This window comes from Chitinophaga sp. 01L420 (assembly GCF_056399985.1).
In genome coordinates this window covers 330,348-343,258 of record NZ_JBFTSK010000006.1, presented here as the reverse complement: position 1 = coordinate 343,258, position 12,911 = coordinate 330,348, and the positions used below count along the sequence as shown (strand labels likewise).

Annotated in this window: 12 protein-coding genes; 7 read left to right on the top strand and 5 right to left on the bottom strand. The window is 44.0% G+C overall.

The features are described from left to right. The first annotated feature begins 7 nt into the window (after window positions 1-7). The 6 genes from AC1DP6_RS08810 (at window position 8) to AC1DP6_RS08785 (ending at window position 7,057) form a co-directional block, all read left to right on the top strand. Window positions 8-1,135 carry a TIGR03364 family FAD-dependent oxidoreductase gene (locus AC1DP6_RS08810; protein WP_477054501.1) on the top strand — a complete coding sequence of 376 codons (1,128 nt, stop codon included), beginning with the start codon at window positions 8-10 and terminating at the stop codon, window positions 1,133-1,135. Between the two features lie 469 nt (window positions 1,136-1,604). Further along, window positions 1,605-2,303 (top strand): LOG family protein, encoded by a 699-nt coding sequence (locus AC1DP6_RS08805; RefSeq protein WP_441573693.1) that lies wholly within the window; start codon window positions 1,605-1,607, stop codon window positions 2,301-2,303. 250 nt (window positions 2,304-2,553) lie between these two features. Then, window positions 2,554-3,195, top strand: coding sequence for an O-methyltransferase (locus tag AC1DP6_RS08800; RefSeq protein ID WP_477054500.1), 642 nt, complete (start codon window positions 2,554-2,556; stop codon window positions 3,193-3,195). Window positions 3,196-3,219: 24 nt separating this feature from the next. Continuing rightward, window positions 3,220-4,668 carry a glucosaminidase domain-containing protein gene (locus AC1DP6_RS08795; protein ID WP_477054499.1) on the top strand — a complete coding sequence of 483 codons (1,449 nt, stop codon included), beginning with the start codon at window positions 3,220-3,222 and terminating at the stop codon, window positions 4,666-4,668. A gap of 52 nt (window positions 4,669-4,720) precedes the next feature. Continuing rightward, entirely contained in the window at window positions 4,721-5,266 is a 546-nt protein-coding gene (gene hpt / locus AC1DP6_RS08790) for a hypoxanthine phosphoribosyltransferase (protein ID WP_477054498.1), read from the top strand. Between the two features lie 45 nt (window positions 5,267-5,311). Then, window positions 5,312-7,057 carry a YfbK domain-containing protein gene (locus tag AC1DP6_RS08785; RefSeq protein WP_477054497.1) on the top strand — a complete coding sequence of 582 codons (1,746 nt, stop codon included), beginning with the start codon at window positions 5,312-5,314 and terminating at the stop codon, window positions 7,055-7,057. Window positions 7,058-7,061: 4 nt separating this feature from the next. Here the strand turns inward: AC1DP6_RS08785 and AC1DP6_RS08780 are convergent, their stop codons facing one another. From AC1DP6_RS08780 to AC1DP6_RS08770, 3 genes are all read right to left on the bottom strand, one after another. Beyond that, window positions 7,062-8,003, bottom strand: a complete 942-nt coding sequence (locus AC1DP6_RS08780) for a class I SAM-dependent methyltransferase (protein ID WP_477054496.1) — start codon at window positions 8,001-8,003, stop codon at window positions 7,062-7,064. Between the two features lie 70 nt (window positions 8,004-8,073). Continuing rightward, on the bottom strand, window positions 8,074-9,246 hold the full coding sequence (dnaJ, locus tag AC1DP6_RS08775) for a molecular chaperone DnaJ (protein ID WP_477054495.1): 1,173 nt from the start codon (window positions 9,244-9,246) through the stop codon (window positions 8,074-8,076). 110 nt (window positions 9,247-9,356) lie between these two features. After that, window positions 9,357-9,932, bottom strand: coding sequence for a nucleotide exchange factor GrpE (locus AC1DP6_RS08770; RefSeq protein WP_477054494.1), 576 nt, complete (start codon window positions 9,930-9,932; stop codon window positions 9,357-9,359). A gap of 128 nt (window positions 9,933-10,060) precedes the next feature. Here AC1DP6_RS08770 and AC1DP6_RS08765 point away from each other — a divergent pair, with 128 nt between their 5' ends. After that, entirely contained in the window at window positions 10,061-11,233 is a 1,173-nt protein-coding gene (locus AC1DP6_RS08765) for a class I SAM-dependent rRNA methyltransferase (RefSeq protein ID WP_441573701.1), read from the top strand. Window positions 11,234-11,316: 83 nt separating this feature from the next. On the opposite strand, the gene AC1DP6_RS08760 is transcribed toward AC1DP6_RS08765, so the two are convergent. Both AC1DP6_RS08760 and AC1DP6_RS08755 read right to left on the bottom strand, forming a co-directional pair. After that, window positions 11,317-11,571: a T9SS type A sorting domain-containing protein gene (locus tag AC1DP6_RS08760; RefSeq protein WP_441573702.1), complete on the bottom strand. Its 255-nt coding sequence runs from the start codon at window positions 11,569-11,571 to the stop codon at window positions 11,317-11,319. Window positions 11,572-11,869: 298 nt separating this feature from the next. Further along, window positions 11,870-12,901: a PorP/SprF family type IX secretion system membrane protein gene (locus AC1DP6_RS08755; RefSeq protein WP_477054493.1), complete on the bottom strand. Its 1,032-nt coding sequence runs from the start codon at window positions 12,899-12,901 to the stop codon at window positions 11,870-11,872. Window positions 12,902-12,911 lie beyond the last annotated feature (10 nt).

Genomic DNA, 12,911 nt, shown 5'->3' with positions numbered 1-12,911 from the left:
TTATAACATGCAACAACAACAGGCAGATGTAGCAGTAATAGGCGCTGGTATTGTAGGTTTAGCAATGGCTTACCATCTGGCGGCCAAAGGGAAAAAAGTTGTTTTATTTGAACGGAACAGTAAAGCGATCAGTGCTTCCATCCGCAACTTCGGCCTGGTATGGCCGGTAGGGCAAACGGCTGGAAAAATGCATGACCGTGCCATGCGTAGCCGGGCTACCTGGAAGGAGCTGGCAGCCGCCACTGGCCTGCAGTGTCAGGAAACGGGATCCCTGCACCTGGCATATGAAAAAGATGAGCTGGCCGTGCTGGAAGAATTTGCGCAGGCTGCTCCCGGCAACGGATATAACGTTGAGTTACTGACGCCATCACAGGTAGGGAAATATACGCAGGCCATTAAAACCGGCGGATTAAAAGGTGGCATGTGGAGTCCTACTGAAATGACCGTAAATCCGCGTCAGGCCAGTGCTGCCATCGCAAAGCACCTCGAAGAAAAAATGAATGTCACCGTTCGTTTTGGTATCGCTGTAAATGGCATCAACATGCCTTACATTGAAACCAGGGCAGAAAAGTGGAAAGTGGACGAAGTGTTTGTATGTAGCGGAGCCGACTTTGAAACGCTTTACCCTGTTGAGTTTGCGGCTGCACCACTGAAAAAGTGCAAACTGCAGATGATGCGTACGATTCCGCAACCAGGCAACTGGCAGCTGGGCCCAGCGCTGTGTGCAGGTTTAACACTGTCACATTATTCAGCGTTTGAAAGCTGTGATGCCCTGGTACCTTTGAAACAACGCTTTGCGGCGGAGATGCCGGAGTATGTGAAATGGGGCATTCATCTGCTTATTTCTCAAAATGGTGCCGGTGAACTCACTATCGGAGACTCACATGAATATGGTCTGGACTTCGAACCATTTGATAAGGCATTTATCAATGACCTGATCCTGAAATATATGCATACCTTCCTGCAGGCACCAGACTATACAATACAGGAACAATGGCATGGCATTTATCCAAAGCTCACCAATGGTGAAACGGACCTGGTGTTTTCACCTGAAAAAAATGTAACGATTGTAAATGGAATGGGCGGTGCCGGAATGACATTGTCGTTTGGCCTGGCACAGGAGATAACAGCGTAAAGCATAAAGCAAAAAGCTATTATAGCGAATGATAGGAGCAATAGGGGGAGCCAATACCCGCTTAACTCATTCGCTATAATAGCTTTTTGCTTTACGCTTTATGCCTTCAGTGTTACAAAGGATACTTTGCGTAATCTCGATAAATTTAAATTAGGTTATTGCTCAAATAATTGATAAATTAAATTCAGATTAAGCGTTATGAAAACACCTGTTGAATAAAACGATAGTTAACTTTCGAATCATTTTCAACAATATTTATTTTTAATTGCCAGCATTAGCAACGTTTCTGCAGCGATGTTTTTTAAACATCGCTGCACGTTCATAACGTGTTAAATGTAAAGCAGGTTTCTCTATAGTTACCTGCTTTTTTGTTTTTAATGCAGTGTCTGTAAGCTAATTATTATATAAATTACAGTATTCCACGTGGATGCAGGTGGAAGGTGTTTTATGTATAATAAAAAGTAATCGCATGAACAGCAGTATAAAGAATCTTAAGGAAAGAGACTGGACGGAGACAAGAGCGCATTCCAGCTGGCAGATATTCAAAATTATGGCGGAGTTTGTTGAAGGCTTTGAGAAGCTGGCAAAAATCGGCCCCTGTATATCTATATTTGGTTCGGCACGTACAAAACCGGGCAACCATTATTATGATCTGGCCCAGGAAATAGCCACCAAACTGGCGGAGGAGGGATTCGGTATTATTACCGGTGGTGGCCCCGGTGTAATGGAAGCTGCCAACAAAGGTGCACAGGCTGCACATGGTAAATCAGTAGGCGCCAATATTTCCCTCCCACATGAGCAACATCCCAATGTATTTATTGATCCGGAGAATAGCCTGAATTTCGACTATTTCTTTGTCCGCAAAGTGATGTTCACCAAATACTCCCAGGGATTTGTGATGATGCCGGGCGGTTTTGGTACCATGGATGAATTTTTCGAAGTCGCCACCCTGATTCAAACCAAGAAAATGGAGGAAACCCCCATGGTATTGGTAGGCCGTGAGTACTGGAGTGGCCTGCTGGATTGGATCCGTAACGTGATGATGGAAAAAGAAAGCAACATTAATCCACAGGACCTCGATCTGCTGCAGTTGTTTGATACGGCAGAAGAAGTAGTGGAATATTTCCGTGTTTTCTACACCACCAATAAATTAAGACCTAACTTCTGATAGGAGCGCTTAAAGCGAAAAGCAGAAAGCAAAAAGCTATTGCAGGGGATAATTAACGTTTATGGTTATCCGCTGCAATAGCTTTTTGATTTCTGCTTTCAGCTTTCGCCAGAATAAAATGCCCATAAATAACGTTTACGTATATATCAGGTGGGCATCCCGATAGTCATCCGCTATAATAGCTTTTACCTTTTTGYTTTCTGCCTTCTGCTTTTTCCTTAGCTTTGCAGAAATTCTAATATTTTAATATATGGAGCTCATACCGGCAGCAGTAGAGGCCTATTCAGAAAAATACACCAGCGCAGAAAGTGAACTGATGCATCAGTTGAACCGGGAAACACATCTGAAAGTAGAGCTGCCGCATATGTTAAGCGGTCAGGTACAGGGAAAATTTTTAAGCATGGTGAGTCATATGATTCATCCACGCCGTATCCTGGAACTGGGCACTTATACAGGATATTCTGCTATTTGCCTGGCTGCAGGTCTTACCACAGACGGCATTTTGCATACCGTAGATATCAATGAAGAACTGGAAACCCTTTGTCATCGCTATTTTGAGGCAAGCGGACAAGCAGATAAAGTTAAAATGCACATAGGCAAAGCTGCCGACATCATTGAACAACTGGACGAAGTATTTGACCTGGTATTCATTGATGCAGACAAATCAGGCTATGAGCAATATTACGACCAGGTATGGGATAAATTACGTCCTGGTGGATTTATCCTGGCAGATAATGTACTGTATCACGGACAGGTGCTGGCACCTGAAAATGAGCAGGGCCGCCAGGCGAAGGCAATGATCAGTTTTTGTGAGAAAGTGTTGGCGGACGATCGTGCCGAACAGGTATTACTCACCATCCGTGATGGTGTCCTGATGATCAGGAAGAAATAACACGCCCATTAAATCCGAAAATACATGCAAGTAAGAAAATTCTTATTGGTTGTCAGTTTTCTTATTGGCTTCGTTTCCGTGCTGCAGGCTCAGTCTATGACCACCCCGCAGTATATTGCTACCTATAAAAACTTAGCCATTGAGGAAATGCGCCGTTCCGGCGTGCCTGCCGCCATCAAACTGGCGCAGGGTATTATCGAAACACAATCCGGCAACGGTACTTTGTGTTTGCAGTCGAATAACCACTTTGGTATTAAATGTAAGAATACCTGGACCGGCAAAACCATTAAATACGATGATGATGCTGCCCAGGAGTGCTTCCGGGTGTATGAAACGGCGCGTGATTCCTATCGGGATCATTCCGATTTTTTGCATAATAATCCTCGTTATGCATTTCTTTTCCAATTTGACGGAGATGATTATAAATCCTGGGCATTTGGATTAAAACAGGCCGGATACGCCACTAACAAAACCTACCCACAGCAGTTGATCAAGGTAATAGAAGACTATAACCTGCAACAATATACGATGATTGCCATGGGAAAGGCCGCGCCAGGCAGTGCTATTGAGGTCGATAATACATTGTATGCTGAGGTAACGCCCAAGCAGGAAGGGAAAGCATCTTCCGGAAAAAATAATCATAACTACAATAAACCGGTAGCCGGTAATTATCCGAAAGGCATATTTGAAATCAATGGCCGTAAAGCCGTTTACGTAAAAGCCGGTACATCCCTGATCCAGGTAGCCGATCAGCGCAACATGCGTCTACGTAAACTGGTACGTTTCAACGACCTGGAAAATGATAATCCTCCTGCAAAAGACATGATCATCTTCTTACAAAAGAAAAGTAAGCGGGGTAATAAAGAATTTCATCCGGTAGCTAATGGCGAAACCATGCATGACGTGGCCCAGGCAGAAGGGGTACAGCTTAGATGGCTGCGCCGCCGTAATAAAATGAATGAAGGTGAGGAGCCTGCAGCCGGACAGCGCTTAACACTGGACGGTTTTGCCAACAGCGCTCCCCGATTAGCTAAAAATACCCGGGTGCTGAAGGAAGAAGACCAGGAACCACCAGAGGACTTTTCTCCACGTAAAGCCCTGGAAGGCATGAAGGAAGAAGTGGCAAAAAATGCTTCCGGGCCCACCGCAGTGCCGGAAACCAAACCTGCCCAGCAGCCCAAAGGTGGTATACCCGTTGCCATGATTGAAGATCTGAAGAAAGCAGGAGAGGTGACCACTTCCGGTAGCATCACTACACCAAAGGCTTCTATGCCGCAGCCTGCACCAGTTCCTGCAACGCCTAAACCAGCGCCGGTGCAGAAAGCAGGATCACAGTACCACGATGTGCAACCCAAGGAAACACTGTATGGTATTGCTAAAATGTACAACAAGTCTGTTACGCAGATACAAGAATGGAATAATTTGCAGGGCTTCGATATAAAAATCGGTCAGCGCCTGCTGGTGAATAAATAAGCTGCGATCTTTTTGCGCTTATAATTGTTAAATAAGGAAATGTAGAAGTATTATGTCGGTAATCAAAGTGCATGACAAGCAATTCCAGCCCTACATCAGTGCTATAGAATTGCAGCAGCGAATTAAGGAAATGGCGGAACAAATTAATAAAGATCTGGAGGGAGAGCGCCCTTTGTTCATTGCCATTCTGAATGGCTCATTTATGTTTGCCGCAGATATGTTTAAGTACCTCACTATAGAGGCGGAGATTTCCTTCATTAAACTAGCCTCTTATAAAGGGACCAAATCAACAGGTAATGTAGTACAGGCCATAGGTTTGGACGAAGACCTTTTTGGCCGTACCGTGGTAATCCTGGAAGATATTGTGGATACCGGTAAAACCATGAGCCAGTTTCTCCCTCAGCTGGAACATCAGCAGCCGAAAAAACTGATCGTTGCCTCCCTGCTTACCAAGCCGGATGCAATGGTACATCCCATTAAAATTGACTACCTCGGCTTCTCCGTACCGGATAAGTTCCTGTTAGGATATGGACTCGACTATGATGGCCTGGGCCGGAATTTACCGGCTATTTACCAGCTGGTAGCATCTGCAGAATAATTATTTTTTCCGGGCAAGTGCCCGGAAAAAATCTTATCTTAATACATGCAGAAATTCCTTTTACTCTTGTTGTTTTGGGGTGGAGGGCTGCAAGCGCAAACAATCTGGGTATCGGGAGCGGTCGAAGACAGTATATCACATCGCCCCGTTTCCGGCGTACAGGTGAAGGTGATGGATGACACAGCTAATGTGGTCACAAACGCTTTCGGTCTTTTTAGAATTGTAATCCCCAGGGCTACCTCCAAACTATTGCTCACACAAAACGGTTATCTACCCAAAGAGATAACGGTAAGTAAATCCGACAGACTACTAGTAACGTTATCGCCTGTACGAAAAGATACGGACCCCATTGCCATGGCCAAAGCCAGGTCTAAAATGTTGCATAGCAGCAACCCTAATTATGGCAATACCGGTATGGGTATTCACTCCTTTTATAATGAAACTTACGGCGCTATCTACGAAAATAAATTTGTGCGCACAGACAGCTATCCTTTGTCTTCCTTCGCCATCGACGTAGACAGAGCAGCCTACAGCAATATCCGCCGCTTCCTGCGTCTCAAAGAGCCTGTACCGGTAGATGCTGTAAGGATTGAGGAGATGATCAATTATTTTCATTACGATTACCCGTTGCCGTTAGCAGGTCAAAGTATGGCCCTGTATAGTAACTATATCACCTGTCCCTGGGAAACCAGCCACCGCCTCCTGCAAATTGCTATCAGGGCCCGCGCACTGGAGACAGACAGCTTTCCCGCCAGTAACCTCGTTTTTCTCATAGATGTTTCCGGTTCTATGGGTACACCCAATAAATTGCCTTTACTACAGGCCGCATTTCGTATCCTGGTAAATAACCTCCGTCCAACAGATAAAGTAGCCATCGTAGCTTATGCCGGTGAACCCGGGGTGATCCTGCCAGCTACTCCTGGTGATCAGAAAGCTAAAATTCTAAATGCCATCGACAATCTGAATGCCGGAGGATCTACCGCCGGCGAAGCCGCCATAAAAATGGCTTACCGCATTGCAGCAGAGCAATATATTCCGGATGGCAATAACCGCGTAATACTGGCTACTGATGGTGATTTCAACGTGGGCCTCAGCAGTGATGAGGAAATGGAACAACTGATTCTACAACAGAAAGAAAGTGGTGTACTGTTGACCTGCTTAGGATTTGGGATGAAGAATTATAAGGACTCCAAGCTGCAATCCTTGTCCAGTAAAGGAAATGGCAACTTTGCATATATAGATGATCTGGAAGAAGCCAATAAAATATTTGCCCGTGAATTTGGCAGCACCCTGTTTACTATTGCCCGCGATGTGCAGTCGGAAGTATGGTTTAACCCTGCCCTGGTAAAATCGTACAGGCTTATTGGTTATGAAAATAAAATATTGCCGGCAGATACTACGATGAACAGTGAATACAACGGAGGAGTGATAGGCAGCGGGCATTGCTCTGTGGCGTTATATGAAATAATACCTGCAACAGCAACGCCAGTGGAGGATACGTTGCTTGCCCATATAAGAATAACTTATCGCGATCCGCAGGACACAACAGTAAAGTACTTACCCGGCATTATTTCTGCGGAGCTGAAAAATTTTGACAAAGCATCAGATGATTGCCGTTTTGCAACGGCGGTAGCGTTGTTTGGTATGGTATTGCGTAAATCGTCTTATTGTGGTACTGGCAATACAGACATGGTGATACAGATAGCGCGTAATGCTCTGGGCGATGACAATGGTCATTACCGGCAGGAGTTTCTAAAGATGGTAAAAATGGTGCGTAAAGGAAAGCATTAAGCACTTATTTTGTCAGGCGATAGCACTTCCTGATTAACTTCTGCTGAAAATCAAAAGGGAGGGTTTGATTGGTAATATCCTTTATACTGGCAGCGTTGATTTTTTCTGTTTCCATTACAAACCTGCGATAGTTATTACTGAAATACACCACGCCGTCTTTTTTCGTGGCCAGTAACACTTTGTTGAGCATATCTGCGTGATCCCGCTGTACATCCAGGAAATCCTTCATCCGTTTACTGTTGGAAAATGTTGGAGGATCTATGATAACGAGGTCGTAGGTATTCAGTTTCAAAGTATCGAGGTACTGGAGTACGTCGGCATGTACAAAAGTATGTTTGGGACTATCAAAGCCATTGAGCCGCATATTTTCTTCTGCCCACGAGAGGTAGGTTTTAGAAAGATCTACAGAAGTTACTTCTGCTGCGCCACCTGCAGCGGCATATACAGAGAATGATCCGGTATAGCAGAAAAGGTTGAGTACCTTTTTATCTTTTACTTCTTCCCTTACCATGCCGCGTGTAATGCGATGGTCGAGGAATAAGCCGGTATCAAGGTAATCGGAGAGGTTTACTTTAAATTGAAGTCCGGCTTCATAGGCAGTCATGATATGACTTTCCAGGCTGAGTTTTTCATACTGGCTTTTCCTGTTTTCTTTACGTTGCCGTTGTTTCACCCAAATTTTGTTGGGGGCTACTTCTAATACTTTACTGATCAGTTCCAGGCAGGTATCGAGCCATTCTTCGTGGGCATCTTCTTCCATGCCGTGTTTACGGTTATATTCTGCGATGTACACATGATCTTCATACATTTCAATGCTGAAGGGAAACTCAGGGATATCGTCATCATATACCCGGTAACAGGTAATATTTTGCCGCCTGGCCAGTTTGGAAATATGCCGGAATACTTTCGTGAGCCGGTTTTCGAACATCTGCAGTTTAGAATCCATGTGTACTTTTTATTAACGCAGAAGGGAAGGCTTTTCGGCCTTCCCCTCCGTTTCAAACTATCTTTTATCCTCAGCTAAAAATATCTCTTACTTTCTCAAAAAATCCTTTTTCAGATTTTTCAGGATTAGGTTTAAAGTTATCGGAGGACTGTAATTTATCGAGCATTTCTTTTTCTTCTGCGGTTACCGTTTGTGGTGTCCATACATTCACATGAATCAGCTGATCGCCTTTTTCGTAGGAATTAACAGAAGGGAATCCTTTGCCTTTCAGGCGGAATATTTTACCGCTTTGAGTACCAGCAGGGATTTTTATTTTCGCTTTACCGTCAATGGTAGGCACTTCCAGGGAGGTACCGTACACTGCATCCGGGAAAGAGATGTGCAGATCGTAAGCTACATTGAGTCCATCGCGTTGCAGTTCTGCATGTGGTTCTTCCTCGATGAGGATCAGCAGATCGCCGGGGGCGCCGCCTCTTTCACCTGCATTACCTTTGCCGCTCATGCTCAGTTGCATGCCTTCCTGTACGCCTGCCGGGATGTCGATGCTAACCATTTCTTCACCATACATACGACCTTCACCTTTACAGTGGCCACATTTGCTGGTGATGATCTGGCCTTCACCATGACAGGTAGGGCAAGTGGTAACCGTTTGCATTTGTCCGAGGAAAGTTTGTGTTACTTTCCTTACCTGGCCGGAACCGCCGCAGGTATTACATGACTGGAATGCATTTTTATCTTTAGCACCCAGGCCTCCACAATGTTGGCAGGGTACATATTTTTTTACTTTTATTTTTTTGTTAGCGCCTTTAGCGATTTCTTCATAGGTGAGACGGATTTTTACCCGGAGGTTCGAACCACGTGTACCGCGTCCACGGCGGTTTCCACCACCACGGGCGCCACCACCGCCAAAAAAGCTTCCGAAAATATCATCGCTACCAAAGATGTCACCGAAGTTGGAGAAGATGTCATCCATGTTCATTCCACCGCCACCATATCCACCGCCACCACGGTTGCCATTCATGCCGGCATGGCCAAAGCGGTCGTATTGCGCCCTTTTATCAGGATCGCTTAATACTTCATAAGCTTCAGCTGCTTCTTTGAATTTATCTTCCGCCTCTTTGTTGTTCGGGTTGCGGTCAGGGTGAAACTGCATGGCCACCTTACGGTAAGCCTTTTTAATCTCATCCTGGGAGGCAGATTTGGTAACAACCAGTATTTCGTAATAATCTCTCTTGGTAGACATTATAAAAATCACTTAATGCTGGTGCAGGCACCAGCTTTTGTTTCAGTAAAAAAATTGTTTTACGTCAGCTTTGCATAGGCAATCATTGGAGATTATGCCACATCGTCATTTTATTTGCCCACAATTACCTTAGCATGACGTATTAATTTGTCACTCAGGTAATAACCAGGTTGCAATACGTCCACTACCTTTCCAACCAGGTCTGGTGTGGGAGCAGGTATTTCTGTAATGGCTTCCTGTAAATCGGGATCAAACGAGGTGTGGATACTCTCCATTGGCTTCAGTCCTTTTGCTTGCAGGGTAGCTTTCAATTTATTAAACACCAGCAGAATACCGTCTTTAACGGCTTCAAAGTCAGTAGCGTTTTCTAATTGTTTGGAAGCCCTGTCGCTATCGTCCAGTACATCCAGCAAAGATATGATAACTTCTTTACTGGCGGTTTGCATAAGTTCTATACGTTCCCTGGCAGTACGTTTACGATAGTTGTCAAATTCTGCCTGCAGTCTGAGATATTTATCGCGTATTTCGTTTACTTCCTGTTCTTTCTTCTCCAGCTCTGTCACTTCATCTGACTCATTATTCGTATTTGAACTATCGCTTATATTTTCTTCTGGCATGCTTTTCTCGTTTTCGCTACCAGTGTTAGCCTGTCCGTTTGTCTGCATGTCTTTTTCGTTTTCTGTCATAATAAGTAATAATTGTCTGCGGGGTAACCAGTCAATTTCTTTGCCAACAGCGGTTTAGGCGACAAAAAGGCAGAATTGCAGCTATGCTAACCGCTAAATAGCTACCTTTGCACCTCGAAATACAATAAATGACTAAAGTTTTTTTAAAGAAGCAGATACAAAACAGGGTATTACAAGGGCATCCCTGGATTTTTGGCAACGAAGTAGCCGAAATAAAAGGAGATGTAAATGCCGGTGATATTGTAGATGTATATACGCATAAAGGTTTTTTCCTGGGTCGTGGTTATATAAATCCTCAATCCCAGATACTGGTTCGCTTGTTGACCCGTGATAAGAACGAAGAAATAAATCCGGAGTTCTTTTACCGCCGCCTGTTGAAATGCTGGGAATACCGGCAGAAGTTGGGTTATGTGGAAAACTGCCGCCTGGTATATGGTGAAGCAGATGACATGCCTGCATTGGTAATAGATAAGTTCAATGATTACTTTGTTATTCAGACACTGGCTCTGGGTATGGAAAAATGGAAAGATGCCATCGTAGATGCTATCAACCGCATATTTTCACCGAAAGGTATTTACGAAAGGAATGATGTACCGGTAAGGGAACTGGAAGGGATGACCCAGCAAAAGGGCTTCCTCAGCGCACCTTTCGATACCAATCTTATTATTAATGAAAACGGGCTCCGGTTTCATGTGGATATCGTAAATGGCCAGAAGACCGGCTATTTCCTGGATCAACAGGATAACCGTCGTGAGATTAAGCATATCGTTAAAGGTGCAGATGTAATGGAAGCATTCTGTTATACTGGTACCTTCTCCTGTCATGCAGGATTTTATGGCGCTAAAAGCGTACTGGGACTGGATATTTCGGAAACAGCCGTAGCTACCGCACGAAAAAATGCGGAACTCAATAACCTGCAGGATATTTGTCAGTTCCAGGCGGTCAACGCATTTGATCAGCTGAAACAATGGACCAGGGAAGAAAAGAAATTTGATGTTGTGATCCTGGATCCGCCGGCTTTCACCAAAAGCCGTGAGAATATTCAGAAAGCGGTAACTGGTTATAAAGAAATTAATCTGCGTGGAATGAAGCTGCTGAAGCCAGGTGGATTCCTGGTAACAGCTTCCTGCACCAACCTGGTATCACCAGATCTGTTCCTGCAAACTATTGATGCCGCTGCCAAAGATGCGAAGAAGAGATTGCGCCAGGTAACTTTCCAGACACAGGCACAGGATCATCCTATTTTAAGAAACATTGAGAACACTACTTACCTGAAGTTCCTGATCGTGGAAGTATCCTGATCAACTTACAGCTTATTATAAAAAAGGAAAAGTCACGATGTAAATCGTGACTTTTCCTTTTTTATTTTGATGCCAGATGTAAACTATTTGACGACATTGAATTTTCCGGATTCAATCAGATTGCCCCGTTGATCACGTAACTGGAATATGTAAATACCATTATAGTAATTATCTAAATTCATAGTAGTGCGTGCACCAACGCCTTTCAACTGATCTATTTTCTTTCCCAGAAAATTATATACAATAAGATCATACACCTGATCGTTATTGTGTTGTTGAATGACGAAGTTAATATTGGTAGTAGCAGGATTAGGGTACAACTTCACTATTTTGCTCACGTTTTTAACACCCCCGTCCTGACCTGGTTGGGATTTATCGCTTTGAGCCTTGCCAACTACTGAGAGCAAGCTGAAAACCGTTATGAGAATTAGGGTAGAGGTTTTCCACATAGTATTATAAAAATAAAGTTTTTTTCAAATATTTCCTAATTTTTGTTTGATAAATTCAGCTCATCTAAGTGCCATTGTTTCCACATAAAAATAACAAACCACCTGCCATTTTGTTAGCATTTCCCCTTTTTTTATGTAAACTTTAACGCTTGATAACATTTTTTATAAACAATTGATTATCATTCATTTAAAACCGAGGGCAGTTCACACTTTCCAGGGTTGAGTTCCGGCTGTTCAGGAATCCCTTGAAAACCAACGATATTTCGAAGCCACCGAATGTCTGACTGGCGGTTCTCAGTTTCGAAATATTGGTGTCGTAACTCATTCCTATCTCATATTTATCCATATCTATCTTAATAGTGGGGATAATGGCATCATTCCACCTAAGGAAGAGACCGCCATAGATAGCCCGGGTTGACTCCAATCCCTGATTCATGAGACCGTATCCAATCAAAGCACCTCCAATGTACTCGGAATAGGTACCCTGATGCAACTGATTGTAGTGTGCAATCACTTTTACTCTTTCATCTACCGGTATGGTAATACCCGCATTAAATGTCAGTTTCGGCTGCAATTCAATATTCTGGTCCCGGTAGAATGAAATTTTGGCCCGGTTAAAATGGAAATAGCCGGCCCCGATAAAGTAATTCACATCTTCCCCTATCACACTGTTATAACTTATACCCACACCAGCATCCAGATAGCTGTAGCCTTTGAATGCCAGCTTACCTTCTTCGCCGGTAGGTGCCGCCGGATCAAATCGTCCGCTGGTATATTGGTTATTGAAGGTCATGTTGGTAGGATCAAACTGACGCTGCACAAAACCACCCATGAATCCTAAAGACAGGAAACTGCTTTTATCTTCATTGAGTGATTTATGATAGTTGATCGCCGGAAAGATTTGTGTAGACTGTAATTTGGAGGTGCCCGCCCGGTCGTAGGTGAGTTGCAAACCCGTAGTGAGATAGTCGTTACTACGACCTACAGGGAATTTTATTTCACCACTCACGGTGCCTGTCTGATAAGGAACCGTAACGCTGTTCCATTGATTACGGTAAACAGCCTGCACACGCACATCTCCATTGAAAATACCTATCAGCGCAGGATTGCGGAGTATAGGTGTTTCATAGAACTGTGAGAGGTGTATATCCTGTGCATACAATTGCGTTGCACCTGTTATGCAAACTATCGCCAGTAATATGCGGTATACGATTTTCATGGTAGCCAGG